Raw genomic sequence first — 18,822 nt, forward strand, 5'->3', positions numbered from 1 at the left:
CCACAAGGATCAATCACCATGTCGACCGCTGATTCGTCCATTCCTGGATTGTCCATTTACCAGAATCTGCTGGAGTCGGCAGCGCGGACGAGTACAAGCATGTTGTCGCAGGTGTTGGGCATGGCCCGCAAAACCCTGCGCACTGAGGTGTCCATGGCTCGGGGTTTTTTGGAGCGTGACCAGCTGGAGCTCAGTGTCAAGTTGATGGAGTCACACACACCGAGCTTGTGTGAGCGTTTTCCGGCCATTTTGCTGGATATCTTCCGCAGCCATGGTGACACGCAGACCAAATCCGGTGTCTTGGGTGAGCAAGCCCTGCGCTTGGATCAGCTTGAGCTGATGGATGAGGGTCAGGTTCAGGAGCGTGTTGAACTGGCTCGTATGTTGCAGCATGTGTTGTTGGATGCTGAGCTGGCCTTGCCCGAGTTCAATAGTTTTGTGTGTGCTTTGGTGGGCTTGGATCGGGTCTCCCCTGAGCACAATCCGTTGCGCCCAGACTCGTATGTGAAGGCCTTGCAGCAGCTCATGAACGAGATGCGGGTGCCGACACAGGTACGTGCCATCTGGTTGCGCCACCTGTCAGCCCCTCTGGGTAGTGCGTTGCGCGAGGCGTATCTGCAATGGTCAGAGCAGCTCCGAAGCCAGGACGTGCGTCGGGTAGGCTTCACCGTGATTCGCACCCCTGAGGTGGCGACCGAGGTGGTGGATCACGGTCGTTCGGGTCGCGCCGAACGGGCGGTGTGGACCCCTGAATACCGGCAAACGGTGCTGACACTGGACAAGTTGCGGCAGCTGATGTCGGGGCACCTTGACGGCCCACCAGACAGTCCCAAAGAGGCGTTTGCCCAGCAGTTTGCGCGTGAGTTTGAGGGCGGGCAGTCGCCAGACCACGGCCCTGAAACCGCTTTTCAGGCGACCTTGCCGGCAGCCCTGGATGCCTTGCAGGAGATGCAGCAAGTTGACACGGTGGTGCTGCGTATGCAGCAGCGCCCCGCCCCCCCAAAAGGACGAGCGACTGATACGCGACCACCTGGCGCGGTTGTGCGTGAAGAGTTGACGCGCAGTGCCAAGTCGATGAGCCAGGTGCTGAGCCTGGAGGTGGTGTCCCTGATGGCGGAGAACCTGATCAAGGACACCCGCTTGTTGCCCCAGGTGAGGAAAATCATTGAGCGCTTGGAGCCCGCACTGCTGCGGCTGGTGATTGTTGATCCGCGTTTTTTCATTGACAAGGCGCACCCGGCGCGGCTGTTGTTGAACGAAATCTCACAACGGGGATTGGCGTTTGGCTCAGAAACTGATCCAGATTTTGAGGCTTTCCTGCTGTCCTTGCAGCGGCATGTCAGCCCCTTGGCGGTGCTCAACATCGAGGGGGTTCAGCCCTTTGAGGCAGCACTCAAGCAGCTTCAGCAAGAGTGGGACAACCCTGAGGTGCGGGAGACTGTCAACAGCCAGATTCAAAGTGCGGCCGCAGCTTTGGGTTACGCCGAGGAGCGCAATTTGTTGGCTTCTCAGATGGCGAACAATATGATGAAGATGTCGGGTATGTCCCGGGTGCCTGTGGATGTATTGGATTTTTTGTGTGGTCCTTGGTCGCATGTGATGGCAGAGGCGCAACTGAAAGCCGTGCCCGGGACGGACGACCCTGGTGCCTACAAAGCGCTGGTTGCAGATTTGTTGTGGAGCGCGCAACCTGATCTGACACGCAAAGATGTTGGCCGTTTGACCAAACTGGTGCCCCGGCTGCTGTCGGGCCTGCGCGAAGGCCTGAGCCTGATTGGTTACCCTTCCACCAAAACCAGCGTCTTCTTTGATGTTTTGATGAAGCAGCACCATCAGGCGTTCAGGCCTGCCACGCAGGAGGAGGCGGCTGCACCGGATGGTCTTGATGCCAGCTTGCTGGGCAGCCAGGACCACTGGGTGGCACCTTCCGAGGCCAAGGCCTCCGGTTTCATGGATTTTGCGGACGAAGAAGTGGCAGACCAGCCCAAGTCGGCGCCGTTGTCCTTGCCGCCCCAAACCAGCACCATGCCGTTGGCGGTGGGTGCCTGGATCGAGTTGTACCTCTCGGGTGCCTGGCAGCGCGTGCAGTTGTCCTGGATCAGTCCGCACGGCACCATGTACCTGTTCACCAATGTGGGTGGCAAAACCCAGTCGATGACCCAGCGCTTTTACGAACGTATGCTGGCCGAGGGCAAGCTGCGTGTGGTGTCAGACCAGTCTTCCATGGTGGACGGTGCTCTGGACGCTGTGGTTCGCACGGCGATGCGCAACAGCATCGACGCCGGGTCCTGAAACCCGAGCAGTCCGCCAGGGGCTGTCCGGTCAGCCTGCCAGCGCGGCCTTGACCGCCTGCGACACCAAAGCCATGTCGGCCTTGCCAGCGAGTTGGGTTTTGACGGCTCCCATGACTTTGCCCATGTCACCAGGCCCGGAGGCGCCCAGGGTGCTGACGATCAAGGCCACCGCAGCCGTGATCTCGTCAGCGCCCAGGCGCTGCGGCAAGTAGGCTTCCAGCACCTTAATTTCGTCACTTTCCTTGTCCGCCAGGTCTTGCCGTTGTGCCTGAACATAAGCGGCCACTGAGTCTTTGCGCTGTTTGATCAGCTTGTCCACAATGCCGACCAACGTCACATCGTCGACCACCACACGCTCATCGACCTCTTTTTGTTTGACGGCCGCCAGCAACAGGCGGATGGTGCCCAGCCGGACGCTGTCTTTGGCACGCATGGCGGTTTTCATGTCTTCGGTGATCTGGTCTTTGAGGGACATGGTGGTGACTCCTGGTCAATTGTTGGATGAAGGGTCTGGATACGCCAGAACGAAAAAAGCCCGCCTGGGCGTCCCCGGCGAGCTTGTCTGCAGGCTTGGTAGCCCGGCTGAGTCAGCAGAATCAGTACAGCTTCTTGGGCAACTGCATGGCGCGGATGCGCTTGTAGTTGCGCTTGACTGCAGCAGCCTTCTTGCGTTTGCGCTCAGCGGTGGGCTTTTCATAGAACTCGCGTGCACGCAAGTCAGTCAGCAGGCCCAGTTTTTCAATGGTGCGCTTGAAGCGGCGCAGCGCGACGTCAAAAGGCTCGTTTTCTTTAACACGAATGGTTGTCATGGAGTCAAGTAATCCAAAAGGTGCAGACTTCAAAGTTTGGAAGATCGGGCCAAAAATTGATCTTGCGAATTTCTCCGCTTAAAAGTTGATCAGGCAGCGGAGTTTTGCCAGCAAAGCCAAGCATTATAGCGGTCTCTTTGGGGCTGGCAAGTGATTGTCGTGGTGTCTCTGCGACATCGGTTCAAATACCTCTTTTTGTGAAGGACATGGAAGATGAAAGCGATCTGGAACGGTGCAGTGATTGCACAGAGCGACGATACCGTCATGGTGGAGGGCAACCACTATTTCCCGGCGAGTTCACTCAACCGGGAGTTTGTGCACTTCAGCAACCACAAAAGCTCCTGCGCCTGGAAAGGGCAGGCCAGTTATTACTCGCTGATGGTCAACGGTGAGATGAATCCGGATGCCGTCTGGTACTACCCTGACCCCAAACCAGAGGCTGACCAGGTGCGTGACCGGGTCGCCTTCTGGAAAGGTGTGAAGATCACCGATTAGCGTCGGCGATGCACTTCAGAGGCCTGTGTTTCAGGGGGCCTTGCCAGGCTCGATGCTCAGCTCCGGATTGGCGCCCCCGAGGCTTTTGAACAGGGTGACCTGGTTCTGCAAATACGTCAGGCGCGTTTGCACCAGAGACTGCTGGGTGGTGAACAGCGAGCGCTGGGCATCGAGCCAGTCGAGTTGGCTGGCCGCGCCATTGTCAAAACGCAGTTTGGTCAGACGGGTGCGTTCACTCTCTGCTTTCAGCAATGCCTCACTCGACTGGAGTTGTTGAGCCAGGGTGTCCTGGCCAGCCAGGGCATCGGCCACCTCGCGAAACGCGCTCTGGATGGTTTTTTCGTATTGCGCCACCGCGATGTCGCGTGTCGCCTGCGCGATGTCCAAATTGGCCTGGTTGGCGCCCGCGTTGAAGATGGGCAACACCAGACTGGGCGCCATGGTCCAACCCCATGAGCCACTCTTGAACAAACCCGAGAGTTCGCTGCTGGCCGACCCGGCGCCAGCGGTGAGTGTGATGCGCGGGAAGAACGCGGCGCGTGCTGCACCAATGTTGGCGTTGCTGGCCAGCAAGCTTTGTTCGGCCTGACGGATATCGGGACGATAGGTCAGCAGGTCGGACGGCAGCCCGGCGGGCAGGCTGGGGAACTGTTGGCTGTCGAGTTGGCCTTGGGCCAGCTGGTTGCGAGCGGCGTCAGGCAGACTTTGGCCCAGCAGCAATGTCAGCGCATTTTCGTCCTGTGCGCGTTTTTGCAGCTGTTGCGCCAAGGTAACGCGGGCACTTTCCAGCAGCGTTTGCGCCAGCCGCCAGTCCAGGTCAGACGCCGCACCGTGGCTGCGTTTGAGTTCGGTGAGTTTCAGAGACTCTTCTCGCGTGGCGAGGGTCTGGCGTGAGGTGCGCAGCAAATCTTCGTCAGCCAGCAGGCTCAACCAGCTTTGCGCCACACTGGCCATCAGGCTGATCTGCACCGTTTTGGTGGCCTCGGAGGTGGCCAGATACTGGGCCAGGGCCTGTTCCTTGAGGCTGGCAACCCGGCCAAAAAAGTCCAGTTCGTAGGCGGTGAAGGTCAAGCCGCCGGTGTAGCTGCTGGTGATGCCGCCGCTGCTGTTGGGCACCCGCGAGCCGGTCACCGTGGCGTTGATGGCCGGAAACTGGTCAGCACGGCGCAGCCCCAGTTGGGCGCGGGCTTGTTCGATGTTGAGCACCGACACCCGCAAGTCGCGGTTGTTGGCCAGTGCGGTGTGGATCAGCTGCTGCACCGTCTTATCGGTGTAAAAGTCCTCCCAGCCCTTATTCCATAAGGGGCTGGTGCTTTGTTTTTCAGAGCTTTCCTTGGCCGAAGCTGCAGTGGGCCACTGGGTGGCGACGGGTGCTGCGGGCCGCTCGTAGGTGGGGATCAGCGAGCACGCTGACAACACACTGGCACAGGCCACCGAGATCACAGTTAACTTATTCATGCGAATGCACTCCCATGTGCGAGGCCTGTTCGGCATGCACCTGCTGCTGGCGTTCGCTGTCCTTGAACAGCGAGCGCACCACCACAAAAAAGATTGGAACAAACACCACCGCCAACGCTGTGCCGGTCAGGATGCCGCCGATCACGCCGGTACCGATGGCGCGTTGGCTCGCTGAGCCCGCACCACTGGAGATCGCCAGTGGCAACACCCCCAGCGTGAATGCCATCGAGGTCATCACAATCGGGCGAAAACGCAGGTGGGCCGCTTCCAAGGCTGCTGCAATCACGGATTTGCCCTGCGCCTGCAGGTCCTTGGCAAACTCGATGATCAGAATCGCATTTTTGGCCGACAAACCGATGATGGTGATCAGACCGACCTGGAAGTACACGTCATTGGCATAACTGCGCAGCAGGGTGGCCACGATCACCCCGAGCACACCGAGCGGCACCACCAGGATGACGGACAGCGGAATGCTCCAGCTTTCATACAGCGCGGCCAGGCACAAGAACACCGCCAGAATGGCAAAGGCGTAGAGGATCATGGCCTGCGAACCGGCCAGTTTTTCCTCGCGTGAGGTACCGGTCCACTCAAAGCCAAAACCGGCTGGCAGTTTGGCGGCGAGTTGTTCCATCTCGTTGAGCGCGGCACCGGTGCTGTAGCCCGGTGCGGCACTACCGCTGATGCGCATGGCCGGGTAACCGTTGTAGCGCACCGTCTGCATGGCGCCCGTCACCCAGCGGGTGCTGGCAAAAGCAGACAGCGGCACGGTCTGGCCCTTGTTGTTGGTGACATTGAGTTTGAGCAGGTCTTCGGGTTGCATGCGTGCAGTGGCATCGGCCTGCACCACCACCCGCTGCAGCCGACCGCTGTTGGGGAAGTCGTTGATATAGGCGGAGCCCAGCGCGGTGGAAATCAGGCTGTTGATGGCATCAAAACCAACCCCCAAGGCACTGGCCTTGTCGCGGTCAATGTCGACCTGCAGCTGTGGCGCGTCTTCCAGACCGTCTGGGCGAACCTGGGTCAGCACCTTGCTTTGTGCCGCCATGCCCAGCAACTGGTTGCGCGCTGCGAGCAGGGCCTCATGACCCTGGCTACCACGGTCTTGCAGCCGGAAGCTGAAACCCGAGGACGAGCCCAGTTCAGGAATGGGGGGTGGGCTCAAGGGGAAGATGAACGCATCGCGGATGCCTGACAGGGCACCAAAAGCGCGACCCGCCAGCGCCTCGGCGGAGCTGCCCGGGCCTTTGCGTTCGGCCCAGTCTTTCAGGGTGACAAAGGCCAGTGCGGCGTTTTGTCCTTGCCCCGAGAAGCTGAAACCCAGCACACCCACCATGCTTTTGACCTCAGGCTGCTGCAGGATGAAACCTTCCACCTGTTGCATCACAGCCAGTGTGCGTTCCTGGGTGGCGCCGGGTGGCAGTTGCACGTTGATCAGCATACTGCCCTGGTCTTCGCTGGGCAGGAAAGAGGTTGGCAAACGGGTGTACATCACCGCTGCTGCGGCCAGAATTGCCAGATAAATCACCAGGTAACGCGCAGCACGTGGCAGGGTCTTGGCGACACCGCGCTCGTAGCCTTTGGCGGTGCTGGCAAAACCACGGTTGAACCAGCCAAAAAAGCCGCTCTTGGCATGGTGATGTCCGGCTTCCACCGGCTTGAGCAAGGTGGCACACAGGGCCGGGGTCAAGGACAGCGCCAGGAAGGATGAGAACGCAATCGACACACCCATCACCGCCGAGAACTGGCGGTAGATGTTGCCAATCGACCCGCTGAAGAATGCCAGTGGCACAAACACCGAGATCAGCACCACGGTCACGCCGATGATGGCGCCTTGGATCTGGCCCATCGCCTTGCGGGTTGCCAGCAAGGGGGACAAGCCTTCCTCACTCATGATGCGTTCGACGTTTTCCACCACCACGATGGCGTCATCCACCAGGATACCAATCACCAGCACCATGGCGAACATGGTCAGCACGTTGATCGAGAAACCCATGGCCAACATCGTGGCAAAGGTGCCCAGCAGTGCCACTGGCACCACCAGGGTTGGAATCAGGGTGTAGCGCCAGTCTTGCAGGAACAAGAACATCACCAGGAACACCAGCACAATTGCTTCCACCAGGGTCTCGGCCACTTGGGCCAGCGAGGTTTGAATGAATAGCGAGCTGTCGTAAGGAATCGACCAGCTCATGCCCTTGGGGAAAAAGGTCTCCAACTGATGCATGCGGGCACGCACCGCTTTGGCCGTGGCCAAGGCGTTGCCGCTGGGGGAGAGTTGCACACCAATGCCGATGGCAGGTTTGCCGTTGAGTCGGGCTGAGGTGGCGTAAGACTGACCACCCAATTCGATGCGGGCCACGTCTTTCAGGCGCACCGTGGAACCATCGGTGTTGGCGCGAAGCACGATGTTGCCGAACTGTGTTGCATTGGTGAGCTGGCCGCTGACAAGCACGGTGGCCGCAATGCCTTGGCCTGCCACGTTGGGCAAGCTGCCGATTTCACCGGCGGAGACCTGGGCGTTTTGCGCCTTGATGGCGGCGGTGACTTCGGCCGCTGAGAGCTTGAAGCCCACCAGTTTGGCCGGGTCGATCCACACCCGCATGGCGCGCTCGGTACCAAACAGCTGGGCCTGGCCAACCCCTGGCAGACGCTGGATTTCGGGCACGATGGAGCGCGAGGCGTAGTCACCCAGCGCCACCGGATCCAAAGCCGCGTCGTCCGAGGTCAGCATGGTGAACAACAAGAAGTTGTTGCGCGACTTGTCCACGCGAACACCCTGCTGGGTCACAGCGGAAGGCAGGCGCGGTGTGGCGCGCGAGAGCCGGTTCTGTATGTCTACCTGGGCCAGATCGGGGTTGGTGGCGGGCTCAAAACTCAGCGTGATGGTGCCGGTGCCGTTGGCCTGTGCGGTGGACTCCATGTAGATCAGGCCGGGCGAGCCATTCATCTCCTGCTCGACGATGGACAACACACTGTCTTCCATCGTTTGCGCCGAGGCGCCAGGGTAAGTGGCTGTGATGACAATCGACGGTGGGGCCACCGGCGGGTACTGGGCAATCGGCAACTGGGTGATGGACACCACGCCCATCACCATGATGAACAGCGCGATCACCCAGGCAAAGATCGGGCGGTCAATGAAAAATTTGGACATGGAAGACGCTCCTTATTTCGCAGCGCCTGAGGCCGCATCAGCGGGGGCTGATGCTGCTTTTTCTGCTGAAGCTGCGGCGGCTGGCTGGCCAGCACCCGGCTTGCCCGCTGCTGGTGCACCGGCTTGCCACGGCACCGGCTTGACCGGACCACCCCGTAATTTCTGGAAGCCGTCAACCATCACCTGCTCACCGGCCTGCAAACCACTCAGCACCACCCACTGGCCGTTTTGCTGGCCACCAATCTTGATGGTGCGCGGCGCGGCTTTGCCCTGGGCGTCCACCACCATCACGGTGTCGCCTTGTGGGGAACGGGTCACGGCTTGCTGGGGCAGGGTGATGGCATTGCCGGCCTGGGCTTGTTCCAACCGGACACGCACAAACAGGCCGGGCAACAGCGCGCCTTGTGGGTTGGGCACTTCGGCGCGCAGCGTGATCTGGCCACTGGTGGTGTCCACCGTCAGGTCTGAAAACAGCAGCTTGCCTGTCAGCGGGTAGTCGGTGCCGTCTTCAAGCACCACCCGGATGCTGGCCGCCTGTTTACCGGCGCGTTTGAGTTGTCCGCTGTCCATGGCACGGCGCAAGGCCATGACTTCGGCCGCTGACTGCGTGAAATTCACATACATCGGGTTGATCTGTTGCACCACCGCCAGTTCGGTTGCTTCACCCTGGCCGACCAAGGCACCCTCTGTCACCAATGCACGGCCAATGCGGCCAGAGATGGGAGAGGTGACGTTGGCGTAACCCACGTTGATGCGGGCGGTTTGCACCGCTGCCTTGGCCACAGCCACATCGGCCTCAGCCTGCTTCTGCGAAGCCTGGGCGTTGATGAATTCCTGCTGGCTGATGGCCTTGGCTTCAATCAAAGGTTTGTAACGTTCGGCCAGCGCACTGGCTTGGACCTGGTTGGCCTCTGCCTTGGCCACATTGGCCAGCGCACTGGCCAGAGTGGCTTCGTAGGGGCTGGCATCAATCTGGAACAGGGGCTGCCCCGCCTTGACGTCGCTGCCTTCGGTGAACAGGCGTTTTTGCAGGATGCCTGCCGCACGGGCGCGCACCTGGGCCACACGCGAGGCTTCCAGCCGACCTGGCAGTTCAGTGGTCAAACCCACATCACCGGGCGTCACGGTGACCACCCCCACTTCAGCCGGGGGCATGCCGCCGCCGGGGCCACCGGCCGCTGCCTCAGGTTTGCCCTGGCCACAGGCCGACAACAAAAGCACGGCACTGACGACCAAGCTGCTGCAAGCGGTCCGGGTGAATCCGGGAGCGCCAAAACGCTGGCCAGGCAGGGTGCGAAATGGGGGAAGGACAGGGTGCATGGTGCGGGTCCAAAAGATAAGGGTTAACCCTAGATTCGGGTGGGAAGATGGATTTTTTCAGAATTATACATACAATGGTGAATGTAAATAAATCCCCTCTGAAAGCACATCACCATGGCTCGCCGGACCAAAGAAGACGCACAAACGACGCGTACTCAACTGATGGACGCTGCGCTGCACCTGTTCGCCAAGCAAGGTGTGTCGCGCACCTCTTTACAAGACATCGCCCTCGCCGCAGGTGCCACCCGAGGGGCCATTTATTGGCACTTCAAGAACAAGGCTGACTTGTTCAACGCTCTGATGGACAGCGCCACCTTGCCCATGGAGCAGACCATGCAGCAGATGAGTGACGACATCACCCAAGACCCACTGCGGGAGTTGGAACGCGCCATCCTGTTGCCGATGCAGAGCATTGTGGACGACGAGCGGGTGCGCGCCACCTTCGAAATTGCCACGATGAAGGTGGAGTATGTCGAGGAATTGCTGGCCGTCAAGCAGCGGCATGTGCAGTGTTACAGCGACAACACACGTGAGTTGCAGCGCAGGCTGCAGGAGGCTGCCACGCGTCGCGCGGTGTGTTTGCCAATGCCGTCCATGATGGCGGCCCAGGGTCTGCATTCCCTGATGGCGGGTTTGATCCACACCTGGATGCTTGCGCCCACCACCTTCGACTTGGTCGAGGTGGCGCGATCGGCGGTGTCGGCTTACCTTACCGGGCTCGGTCTGCCTTTGCCAGGGCTTGCGCCTGAGACCATCCCCTAAACTCCTGGGTTATGGTGAAACAGTGTTGTGTTCTGGGGATCGAATCCTCGTGTGATGAAACGGGCGTGGCCCTGGTCGACATGCCTGCGCAGGGCTTGCCGGTCTTGCTGGCGCATGTCTTGTACAGCCAGATCGAGATGCACCAGGCCTATGGCGGTGTGGTGCCCGAGCTGGCCAGCCGTGACCACATCCGCCGTGTGTTGCCGCTGACCCAGCAGGTGCTGCAGGACGCGGGCCGCCAGCTGGCCGATGTGGATGTGGTGGCGTTCACGCGCGGCCCCGGCTTGGCTGGTGCCTTGCTGGTGGGCGCCGGTGTGGCGTGCGCCTTGGGTGCTGCCTTGGGTAAGCCGGTGCTGGGGGTGCACCATTTGGAAGGGCATTTGTTGTCACCCTTTTTAAGTGCCGATCCGCCTGAGTTCCCCTTTGTGGCGTTGCTGGTGTCTGGCGGACACAGCCAGTTGATGCGGGTGGATGGAGTCGGGTCGTACCAGATTCTGGGTGAGACGATTGACGACGCGGCGGGTGAGGCCTTTGACAAGTCCGCCAAGCTGTTGGGCCTGGATTACCCAGGCGGCCAGGCGCTGTCCAAGCTGGCCGAGTCGGGCAACCCCAAAGCCTACAAATTGCCACGCCCCTTGTTGCACAGCGGAGATCTGGATTTTTCCTTTGCCGGGCTCAAGACCGCAGTGATGGTGCAGACCAACAAATGTGCCCAGGCCCATGGTTGCGTGGTGGCGGATCTGCCGGCTGCCGTGCTGGCCGATTTGGCCGCCTCCACCCAGGCCGCGATTGTGGAGGTGCTGGTCAAGAAATCGCTCACCGCTTTGAAGCAGACCGGGCTCAAACGCCTGGTGGTGGCCGGTGGTGTCGGCGCCAACCGGGAGCTGCGCCAGCAGCTCAATGCCGAATGTGCCCGGCTCAGGACGCGGGTGCACTACCCCGAGTTGCATTTGTGCACTGACAACGGCGCCATGATTGCCATGGCGGCAGCGATGCGGCTGCAGTCCGGTCGGCAAACTGCCACCAACAACTACGCTTTTGACGTCAAACCACGCTGGCCTCTGGATGCCATTGGTGGCTGAGGTTTATATAAGAAATAGGCCTCTAGTCCTTTTTAAATAAGGGCATATAGCTATCGAAATTGAGTATTTTTGAAGTCTGCGGTGGTCAGGCCAAACCTTGACATCGCCTGTTTGGCCTGATCCGCAGGTGGCTCAGTGGATCACCAACTCGGTGACCCGGTTCACCGGTGCCACCTTGGCCAGCTTCAGCGTCAACACGCCGTTTTCCAGCTTGGCGGCACTTTGGCCGGCGTCGATGTCTTGTGGCAACTCGCAGGCAAAGTGGTAGCTGCGCGGTGCACCTTCGGCGCTGGACAGGCGCACCACATTGCCTTCAATCCCCACCACCAACTGCTCGCGGCTGACGCCGGGAACGTCAAACGAAAGGGTGAAGGATTGCTCGTCCTGCTCGACGGCGCTGGGGCGCTGGCTGCGGCTGGTCTGGTTCGGTTCAACGAGCCCGACTGGCGGGCGGGCGGCGACATACAGTTGGCGGCGGAAACCGGCGGGGGTGGCGGGTGTAAAGAACATGAGGTGACTCCTTGTAAACTGCGCGGCCTTCAGCACAAGAACGCCGCAAGACCCCTATCTGTGCACGTGCACGCTTCTTTCAAGAGAAACTTCCCCATGTTTATTGTTCTCACACGCGCCTTGAAATCCCTGGTCCTGGCCCTATGTTTGCCGGTTCTGGCCATGGCCCAGCCAACTCCGGCGCCGATCAAAATTGCCATGATCGAGGCGCTGAGTGGGCCGTTTGCCAACACCGGCGAGTCGGTCTACCGCAACCTGGCCTGGGCGGTGGAGCGGGTGAATGCGGCGGGGGGTGTCAAGCTGGGTGACAAGACCAAGGGCGCACCGCTGCAAATCGACCGTTTTGACAGCAAGGGTCAGACTGAAGACGCGTTGACCGCGCTCAAGGCAGCCATTGACCAGGGTGCCCGGGTGGTGACCCAGGGCAATTCCTCGGCGGTGGCGGCGGCGCTGATGGAGGCGATCAACAAACACAACGAGCGCGAACCGGGCAAGCGTGTGATCTTCTTGAACTATTCGGCGGTGGATCCGATCCTGACCAATGAGAAATGCAGCTTCTGGCATTTCCGTTTTGATGCCCACGCAGACATGCGCATGAATGCACTGATGTCGGTGATCAAGGACGATGCCGCGCTCAAAAGTGTCTACATCATCGGTCAGGACTACAGCTTTGGACAGGCGGTGGCGCGTGAAGCGCGCCGTCAGTTGACGCAGATGCGCCCCGATGTGCGCATTGTGGGTGACGAGTTACACGCCATCGGGCGCGTCAAGGATTTCATTCCCTATCTCACCAAAATCAAGGCCAGTGGCGCGCAGGCGGTGATCACCGGCAACTGGGGCAATGACCTGACGCTGCTGGTCAAGGCGGCCAAAGACGTGGGTTATGACGGTCGCTTCTACACGTTCTACGGCAATGCGCTGGGTGCGCCAGCGGCGATGGGTGAGGCTGGGATCGGCAAGGTGATTGCGGTGGCCGACTGGTTGCCCAATGTGCCCACGCCCCAAAGCGAGGCCTTCTACCAAGCCTTCCACCAGCGTTTCCCAAATCCGGTCGACGACTATGTGCACATGCGCATGCAACTCATGGTGCAGGCGCTGGTGCAGGCTTTGGAGGCTGCAGGTACGACGGATTCTGTCGCTGTAGCCTCTCAGCTGGAAAGGGCTCGCGTCACTTTTTATGCCCAAAGCGGCGCCATGCGAGCGAGTGACCACCAGTTCCAGCAGTCATTGGTGGTGGGGCTGATGGAGCGCAAGGGCACGCCCGGTGTCAAGTTCGATGTGGAAGGCTCGGGCTACGGCTTTCGCGTGATCAAGACGTTGAGCGCGGCTGAGGCCGAGCAAGCCACAACGTGCCGCATGGTGCGGCCCTGAGCTGGATTCGGGCGACTGACCCCGCTCGCCGGCCTGGTTGAGCCCGCATTGGTGCCTCAGGACTGAGCGGGTTATACTCCAGGGCTCTGCACATGTGGCAGAAGTCGCACGTCAGGGGCAGTTCCAGCGCCTGACGCAAGTTGTTTACTCTCAGGAAAAAGCATGATCGCATCCGAAATCAAAGCCGCTGTTGTCAAAGACAACGCACGTTCCGCCGGTGATACCGGTAGCCCCGAAGTTCAGGTCGCCCTGCTCACAGCGCGTATCAACGAACTGACCCCTCACTTCAAGCTGCATGCCAAAGACCACCATGGTCGCCGTGGTCTGCTGCGCATGGTGAGCCGCCGCCGTAAGCTGCTGGACTACCTCAAGGGCAAAGATGCTGACCGTTACGTGGCGTTGATCGCCAAGCTGGGTCTGCGCAAATAATTGGTCGATAGGACGATGAAGCGCCTGAGTTAGGTCACTAGCTCAGGCGTTTTTTACTTCGGAGACGGCAAATACACGAGCGAAGCTGTGTCATTCCAAAGCCCGCTCACCCTGAGGCGGGGTGGGGTTCTGGAATGGCATCGTGTTCTGTATGGCAGTTTCTGGGCTTCGGTGGGGTGGCCTGCATCCCCCAAATACTCAGGAGATGAGAAATGACGATGTTCCAAAAAGTTAGCAAGACCTTCCAATGGGGTCAGCATACCGTCACCATGGAAACTGGCGAAATTGCCCGCCAGTCCAGCGGAGCGGTCAAGCTCGACATGGACGGCACCGTGGTGCTGGCCACCGTGGTCGCCAAGACCGAAGGCAAAGCCGGTCAGGATTTCTTCCCCTTGACCGTGGATTACCTTGAAAAGTCTTATGCCGCAGGTCGCATTCCCGGCAGCTTCTTCAAGCGCGAAGGCCGCCCCAGCGAATTTGAGACGCTGACCAGCCGCCTGATCGACCGCCCGATCCGTCCGCTGTTTCCCGAAGGTTTTTTCAATGAAGTGCATGTGGTGGTGCACACCCTGTCGCTCAACCCCGAAGTGGATGCCGACATCGCCGCCATGATTGCGGTCAGCGCCGCGCTGTCGATCAGTGGTGTGCCGTTCAGTGGCCCGATTGGCGCCGCCCGTGTCGGTTATGTCAACGGTGAATACGTGCTCAACCCAGGCCAAACCGCTCGCAAGGGCTCGGTCATGGACTTGGTGGTGGCGGGCACCGAATCTGCTGTGCTGATGGTCGAGTCTGAAGCCGATCAGTTGTCTGAAGACATCATGCTCGGTGCCGTGGTGTTTGGTCACACCCAAGGTGCGATTGCCATCAACGCCATCCACGAGCTCGTGCGTGACGCCGGCAAGCCAGTCTGGGACTGGAAGCCTGCTGCCAAGGACGAAGTCCTGATCGCCAAGATCGACGGCCTGGCCAAAGACAAACTGGTCGCTGCCTACCAAATCCGCAACAAACAAGCCCGTACCCAAGCCTGCCGCGCTGCCTATGCTGAAGTCATGGCCGCTCTGAAAGAAGAGGGTGTGGCGTTTGATGCTGTGGCCATCGAAGGTCTGCTGTTCGAAATCGAAGCCAAGATCGTTCGCGGCCAGATTCTGGCGGGCGAACCGCGTATCGACGGTCGCGACACCCGCACCGTGCGCGCCATCGAAATCCGCAACGGTGTGTTGCCGCGTACCCACGGATCGGCCCTGTTCACGCGTGGTGAAACCCAGGCGCTGGTGGTGACTACGCTGGGTACCGAGCGTGATGCCCAGCGTGTGGATTCGCTGGCCGGTGACTACGAAGACCGCTTCATGCTGCACTACAACATGCCTCCCTTCGCCACTGGCGAAACCGGCCGTGTGGGCACGCCCAAGCGCCGCGAAATCGGCCACGGCCGTCTGGCCAAGCGTGCTCTCGTTGCGGTGTTGCCCAACAAGGAAGACTTCCCCTACACCATGCGTGTGGTGTCCGAAGTGACCGAGTCCAATGGTTCATCATCGATGGCATCGGTCTGCGGTGGTTGCCTGAGCTTGATGGACGCCGGTGTGCCTTTGAAAGCCCATGTGGCTGGTATCGCCATGGGTCTGATCAAGGACGACAACCGTTTTGCGGTGCTCACCGACATCTTGGGTGACGAAGATCACCTGGGTGACATGGACTTCAAGGTCGCTGGCACCACCAACGGCATCACCGCGCTGCAGATGGACATCAAGATCCAGGGCATCACCAAGGAAATCATGCAAGTCGCTTTGGCCCAAGCCAAAGAAGCACGCATGCACATCCTGGGCAAGATGGTCGAAGCCATGGGTGAGGCCAAGACCGAGGTCTCCAACTTCGCACCGCGCCTGTTCACCATGAAGATCAACCCCGAGAAGATCCGTGATGTGATCGGCAAGGGCGGCGCGGTGATCCGTGCGCTGACCGAAGAAACCGGTACCCAGATCAACATCGACGAAGACGGCACCATCACCATTGCGTCCGCAGATCCGGCCAAGGCTGAAGAAGCCAAACGTCGCATCGAGCAGATCACCGCCGAAGTCGAAATCGGCAAGGTCTACGAAGGCCCTGTGGTCAAGATTCTTGACTTTGGTGCTTTGATCAACCTCTTGCCTGGCAAGGACGGCCTGTTGCACATCAGCCAGATCGCCCATGAACGTGTCGAGAAAGTCACCGACTACCTGGCAGAAGGCCAGATCGTCAAGGTCAAGGTCATGGAAACCGACGAAAAAGGCCGTATCAAGCTGTCGATGAAAGCCTTGTTGGAGCGTCCCGCCCAAACCGGCGCGGACAACCGGGCCTGAGAGTTATCAAGTTGATAGCTACTAGCCCTTATTAAATAAGGGCTAGAGGCCAAAATGACCATGAAAACGATTGAAATCACTGGCTTCGGCGGCCCAGATGTTTTGTATCTGGGTCAGCGGCCTGTGCCTGTGGCGGGCGCGGGTGAGTTGCTCATCCGAGTGGCGGCCAGTGGTGTCAATCGTCCTGATGTGCTGCAGCGCCAGGGGCACTACCCGGTGCCGCCGGGTGCGTCGGACGTTTTGGGGCTTGAAGTCGCTGGCACCATCGCCCAAGGCGACCCGGTTGAGCTGGCTGCGGCTGGATTTCGGCTGGGTGACCGGGTGTGTGCGCTGGTGGCGGGTGGCGGTTATGCAGAGTACTGCGTGGCGCCTATTGCCCAATGTTTGCCGGTGCCTGCGGGCTTGAGTGATGTCGAGGCGGCCAGTCTGCCCGAGACGTTTTTCACGGTCTGGAGCAACCTGATGGAGCGTGCGCGCCTGCAGCCCGGTGAAACCGTGCTGATCCAGGGTGGCTCCAGCGGCATTGGTGTCACGGCCATCCAGCTGGCCAAGTTGGCAGGCGCGCGGGTGTTTGTGACGGCGGGCAGTGCTGAAAAATGTGAGGCTTGCATCGCCCTGGGGGCGGACGCTGCCATCAACTACAAGACACAGGATTTCCAGGACGAGGTGTTGCGCCTGACCGAGGGTCAAGGTGTGGACGTCATTCTGGACATCGTGGCCGGGGCTTATGTGGCCAAAGAGGTTCAATGCCTCAAGGACGATGGGCGCCTTCTCATCATTTCGATACAAGGTGGTACCCGCAGCGAGTTCAATGCGGGTCTGGTCTTGCGCAAGCGTCTGACCATCACGGGTTCTACTTTGCGGCCCAGGCCGGTGGCTTTCAAAGCCGCTATTGCCAAAGCCTGTCTGAAAAACGTCTGGCCAGCGCTGGCTGACGGACGTATCAAGCCGGTGATCTACCGGTCGTTGGCGGCGACCGATGTGGCGGCGGCGCATGCCTTGATGGAATCGAGCCAGCACGTTGGAAAAATTGTTTTGACTTGGGAACAACATCATGAAAAAGCTGATTGCAGGTAACTGGAAGATGAACGGCAGCCTGGCTGCCAATGAAAAGCTGCTCAAGGACATCCTCGCCGGCCTGGGTCAAGCCAGCTGCGAGGTCGCCGTGGGTGTGCCTGCGGTGTATCTGGCGCAGTGCCAGGCCTTGCTGGCGGGCACCAAGATCGATCTCGCGTCGCAAGACATCTCGGCGCATGAAGTCGGAGCCTACACCGGTGAAACCTCGGCCGCCATGCTCAAGGAGTTTGGTGTGCGTTACGCCATCGTGGGCCACTCCGAGCGCCGCCAGTATCATGGCGAGACCGATGCTGTGGTCGCCACCAAGGCGCAGCGCGCCCTGAGCAGTGGCATCACGCCGATTGTGTGTGTGGGTGAGACGCTGGCCGAGCGTGAAGCAGGCCTCACGGACGAGGTGGTCAAGCGCCAACTGGCCGCAGTGATTCAAACCAATGGACATTGCATCAGCGAGGTGGTGGTGGCCTACGAGCCGGTCTGGGCCATTGGCACCGGCAAGACGGCAACGCCAGAGCAGGCGCAGCAGGTGCACGCGGTGTTGCGTGCTCAGTTGAAGGCCGCTTCCGAACACGCCGACCGCATCAAGCTGCTGTACGGTGGCAGCATGAACGCGGCCAACGCAGCCTCGCTGCTGGCCCAGCCCGATATTGACGGTGGCCTGATTGGCGGCGCCGCCCTCAAAGCCCCGGATTTTTTAACGATTATTGCTGCAGCCGCTTGATAGATAAGCGTTGATGGCTATTGAATGAGGAGTAAGGTATGAATGTTTTGTTGACGATTTTGCTGGCAGTGCAGATGCTCTCTGCGGTGGTGATGGTGGGTTTGATTCTGGTGCAGCATGGCAAGGGCGCTGACATGGGTGCGGCATTTGGCAGTGGTGGCTCAGGCAGCCTGTTTGGGGCCAGTGGCAGCGCCAATTTCCTGTCGCGTACCACCGCCGTGCTGGCCACGGTGTTTTTTGTCAGCACCCTGGGTCTGGCGTATTTTGGCTCTGCTCGTCCGGCTGCGAGCTCTGGCAGTGTTCTTGAAAACGCAGCCTTGGTTGCGCCCGCGCCTGCCGCTACAATTCCTGCAGTTCCTGCATCTGGTGCAGCACAAATTCCGTCGAAGTAATTGACTTTCGAAATATACTCTCACCCTAGGAGAACAAGGATTTCAGGGTAAACTCCCGCTTGCTTCTACAGACTTAACAAACATCAAGGTTTGTGTCTTTTAGAAGATCTAAATTGCCGTCGTGGTGGAATTGGTAGACACGCTATCTTGAGGTGGTAGTGGCGACAGCTGTGCGAGTTCGAGTCTCGCCGACGGCACCAGATAAACAACTCGGGCACGTGCAAATGTGCCTGAGATACAAGCAGACAAATCCTTATGATGAACCTCGGTCAGTACCTGCCGGTACTCTTGTTTATCCTGGTGGGTATCGCCATCGGGGTACTTCCCCAGGTGATCGGTTACGTGTTGGGCCCCAATCGCCCCGACGCTGCCAAAAACTCCCCTTATGAATGCGGCTTTGAGGCATTCGGCGACGCCCGAATGACCTTTGACGTCCGCTATTACCTGATTGCCATTCTTTTTATCCTGTTTGACCTGGAAACGGCGTTGCTGTTTCCTTGGGCGGTCACGCTCAGAGAGCTGGGTCTTTATGGCTTCATGGTCGGTTTGGAAATTGTGACCATTCTGACGATTGGCTTTGTGTACATGTGGCTTAAAGGCGCCCTGGATTGGGAGTAAGTC

Annotated in this window: 17 protein-coding genes and 1 tRNA gene; 12 read left to right on the forward strand and 6 right to left on the reverse strand. The window is 59.7% G+C overall.

Annotation, left to right across the window (positions count from 1 at the left end; translation table 11 throughout):
- Positions 1-18 precede the first annotated feature (18 nt).
- Positions 19-2,292, forward strand: a complete 2,274-nt coding sequence (locus KKO72_RS02855) for a DUF1631 family protein (RefSeq protein WP_214935277.1) — start codon at positions 19-21, stop codon at positions 2,290-2,292.
- Between the two features lie 30 nt (positions 2,293-2,322).
- Here KKO72_RS02855 and KKO72_RS02860 read toward each other — a convergent pair whose 3' ends face one another.
- Both KKO72_RS02860 and rpsU read right to left on the reverse strand, forming a co-directional pair.
- Positions 2,323-2,769, reverse strand: coding sequence for a GatB/YqeY domain-containing protein (locus tag KKO72_RS02860; protein ID WP_214935279.1), 447 nt, complete (start codon positions 2,767-2,769; stop codon positions 2,323-2,325).
- Between the two features lie 121 nt (positions 2,770-2,890).
- Positions 2,891-3,103 carry a 30S ribosomal protein S21 gene (rpsU, locus tag KKO72_RS02865; RefSeq protein WP_078363905.1) on the reverse strand — a complete coding sequence of 71 codons (213 nt, stop codon included), beginning with the start codon at positions 3,101-3,103 and terminating at the stop codon, positions 2,891-2,893.
- Positions 3,104-3,316: 213 nt separating this feature from the next.
- On the opposite strand from rpsU, the gene KKO72_RS02870 reads away from it, so the two are divergent.
- A complete protein-coding gene (locus KKO72_RS02870; RefSeq protein WP_078363904.1) occupies positions 3,317-3,598 on the forward strand; it encodes a DUF427 domain-containing protein in 282 nt (93 codons plus the stop codon).
- Positions 3,599-3,628: 30 nt separating this feature from the next.
- Here KKO72_RS02870 and KKO72_RS02875 read toward each other — a convergent pair whose 3' ends face one another.
- The 3 genes from KKO72_RS02875 to KKO72_RS02885 are packed head-to-tail and all read right to left on the reverse strand — an operon-like array spanning position 3,629 to position 9,524.
- On the reverse strand, positions 3,629-5,056 hold the full coding sequence (locus KKO72_RS02875; protein ID WP_214935282.1) for an efflux transporter outer membrane subunit: 1,428 nt from the start codon (positions 5,054-5,056) through the stop codon (positions 3,629-3,631).
- Positions 5,049-8,204, reverse strand: a complete 3,156-nt coding sequence (locus KKO72_RS02880) for an efflux RND transporter permease subunit (RefSeq protein WP_214935284.1) — start codon at positions 8,202-8,204, stop codon at positions 5,049-5,051. The genes KKO72_RS02875 and KKO72_RS02880 overlap by 8 nt, the downstream gene beginning before the upstream one ends.
- A gap of 12 nt (positions 8,205-8,216) precedes the next feature.
- Positions 8,217-9,524 (reverse strand): efflux RND transporter periplasmic adaptor subunit, encoded by a 1,308-nt coding sequence (locus KKO72_RS02885; protein WP_214935286.1) that lies wholly within the window; start codon positions 9,522-9,524, stop codon positions 8,217-8,219.
- Positions 9,525-9,638: 114 nt separating this feature from the next.
- Between KKO72_RS02885 and KKO72_RS02890 the strand changes: the two genes are divergently transcribed.
- Positions 9,639-10,286 (forward strand): TetR family transcriptional regulator, encoded by a 648-nt coding sequence (locus KKO72_RS02890; protein ID WP_214935288.1) that lies wholly within the window; start codon positions 9,639-9,641, stop codon positions 10,284-10,286.
- A gap of 11 nt (positions 10,287-10,297) precedes the next feature.
- A complete protein-coding gene (tsaD, locus tag KKO72_RS02895) occupies positions 10,298-11,368 on the forward strand; it encodes a tRNA (adenosine(37)-N6)-threonylcarbamoyltransferase complex transferase subunit TsaD (protein ID WP_214935291.1) in 1,071 nt (356 codons plus the stop codon).
- Positions 11,369-11,500: 132 nt separating this feature from the next.
- Here the strand turns inward: tsaD and KKO72_RS02900 are convergent, their stop codons facing one another.
- Complete coding sequence (locus KKO72_RS02900; protein WP_078363898.1) at positions 11,501-11,878, reverse strand: Hsp20/alpha crystallin family protein; 378 nt, start codon at positions 11,876-11,878, stop codon at positions 11,501-11,503.
- Positions 11,879-11,974: 96 nt separating this feature from the next.
- Here KKO72_RS02900 and KKO72_RS02905 point away from each other — a divergent pair, with 96 nt between their 5' ends.
- The 8 genes from KKO72_RS02905 to KKO72_RS02940 all read left to right on the forward strand — a co-directional run bounded on the left by KKO72_RS02905 (position 11,975) and on the right by KKO72_RS02940 (position 18,819).
- Positions 11,975-13,249: a branched-chain amino acid ABC transporter substrate-binding protein gene (locus KKO72_RS02905; protein WP_214935293.1), complete on the forward strand. Its 1,275-nt coding sequence runs from the start codon at positions 11,975-11,977 to the stop codon at positions 13,247-13,249.
- Positions 13,250-13,411: 162 nt separating this feature from the next.
- Positions 13,412-13,678: a 30S ribosomal protein S15 gene (gene rpsO, locus KKO72_RS02910; RefSeq protein WP_214935295.1), complete on the forward strand. Its 267-nt coding sequence runs from the start codon at positions 13,412-13,414 to the stop codon at positions 13,676-13,678.
- Between the two features lie 212 nt (positions 13,679-13,890).
- Positions 13,891-16,014 carry a polyribonucleotide nucleotidyltransferase gene (gene pnp, locus KKO72_RS02915; RefSeq protein ID WP_214935298.1) on the forward strand — a complete coding sequence of 708 codons (2,124 nt, stop codon included), beginning with the start codon at positions 13,891-13,893 and terminating at the stop codon, positions 16,012-16,014.
- A gap of 60 nt (positions 16,015-16,074) precedes the next feature.
- Complete coding sequence (locus tag KKO72_RS02920; RefSeq protein ID WP_214935300.1) at positions 16,075-17,091, forward strand: NAD(P)H-quinone oxidoreductase; 1,017 nt, start codon at positions 16,075-16,077, stop codon at positions 17,089-17,091.
- Entirely contained in the window at positions 17,069-17,809 is a 741-nt protein-coding gene (tpiA, locus tag KKO72_RS02925; protein ID WP_214935302.1) for a triose-phosphate isomerase, read from the forward strand. The genes KKO72_RS02920 and tpiA overlap by 23 nt, the downstream gene beginning before the upstream one ends.
- Before the next feature lie 38 nt (positions 17,810-17,847).
- Positions 17,848-18,201: a preprotein translocase subunit SecG gene (gene secG / locus KKO72_RS02930; protein ID WP_214935304.1), complete on the forward strand. Its 354-nt coding sequence runs from the start codon at positions 17,848-17,850 to the stop codon at positions 18,199-18,201.
- A 115-nt stretch (positions 18,202-18,316) separates the two neighbouring features.
- Positions 18,317-18,401, forward strand: a tRNA-Leu gene (locus KKO72_RS02935).
- Positions 18,402-18,459: 58 nt separating this feature from the next.
- Positions 18,460-18,819, forward strand: coding sequence for an NADH-quinone oxidoreductase subunit A (locus KKO72_RS02940; RefSeq protein WP_078363892.1), 360 nt, complete (start codon positions 18,460-18,462; stop codon positions 18,817-18,819).
- Positions 18,820-18,822: the final 3 nt, after the last annotated feature.

Source organism: Rhodoferax sp. U11-2br (assembly GCF_018619435.1).
Lineage (GTDB): Bacteria > Pseudomonadota > Gammaproteobacteria > Burkholderiales > Burkholderiaceae_C > Rhodoferax.

Bases quoted from the DNA above. Each gene is read 5' to 3' on its own strand.
- KKO72_RS02855 (WP_214935277.1), top strand. From the start codon at position 19: ATGTCGACCGCTGATTCGTCCATTCCTGGATTGTCCATTTACCAGAAT.
- KKO72_RS02860 (WP_214935279.1), bottom strand. From the start codon at position 2,769: ATGTCCCTCAAAGACCAGATCACCGAAGACATGAAAACCGCCATGCGT.
- rpsU (WP_078363905.1), bottom strand. From the start codon at position 3,103: ATGACAACCATTCGTGTTAAAGAAAACGAGCCTTTTGACGTCGCGCTG.
- KKO72_RS02870 (WP_078363904.1), top strand. From the start codon at position 3,317: ATGAAAGCGATCTGGAACGGTGCAGTGATTGCACAGAGCGACGATACC.
- KKO72_RS02875 (WP_214935282.1), bottom strand. From the start codon at position 5,056: ATGAATAAGTTAACTGTGATCTCGGTGGCCTGTGCCAGTGTGTTGTCA.
- KKO72_RS02880 (WP_214935284.1), bottom strand. From the start codon at position 8,204: ATGTCCAAATTTTTCATTGACCGCCCGATCTTTGCCTGGGTGATCGCG.
- KKO72_RS02885 (WP_214935286.1), bottom strand. From the start codon at position 9,524: ATGCACCCTGTCCTTCCCCCATTTCGCACCCTGCCTGGCCAGCGTTTT.
- KKO72_RS02890 (WP_214935288.1), top strand. From the start codon at position 9,639: ATGGCTCGCCGGACCAAAGAAGACGCACAAACGACGCGTACTCAACTG.
- tsaD (WP_214935291.1), top strand. From the start codon at position 10,298: ATGGTGAAACAGTGTTGTGTTCTGGGGATCGAATCCTCGTGTGATGAA.
- KKO72_RS02900 (WP_078363898.1), bottom strand. From the start codon at position 11,878: ATGTTCTTTACACCCGCCACCCCCGCCGGTTTCCGCCGCCAACTGTAT.
- KKO72_RS02905 (WP_214935293.1), top strand. From the start codon at position 11,975: ATGTTTATTGTTCTCACACGCGCCTTGAAATCCCTGGTCCTGGCCCTA.
- rpsO (WP_214935295.1), top strand. From the start codon at position 13,412: ATGATCGCATCCGAAATCAAAGCCGCTGTTGTCAAAGACAACGCACGT.
- pnp (WP_214935298.1), top strand. From the start codon at position 13,891: ATGACGATGTTCCAAAAAGTTAGCAAGACCTTCCAATGGGGTCAGCAT.
- KKO72_RS02920 (WP_214935300.1), top strand. From the start codon at position 16,075: ATGAAAACGATTGAAATCACTGGCTTCGGCGGCCCAGATGTTTTGTAT.
- tpiA (WP_214935302.1), top strand. From the start codon at position 17,069: ATGAAAAAGCTGATTGCAGGTAACTGGAAGATGAACGGCAGCCTGGCT.
- secG (WP_214935304.1), top strand. From the start codon at position 17,848: ATGAATGTTTTGTTGACGATTTTGCTGGCAGTGCAGATGCTCTCTGCG.
- KKO72_RS02940 (WP_078363892.1), top strand. From the start codon at position 18,460: ATGAACCTCGGTCAGTACCTGCCGGTACTCTTGTTTATCCTGGTGGGT.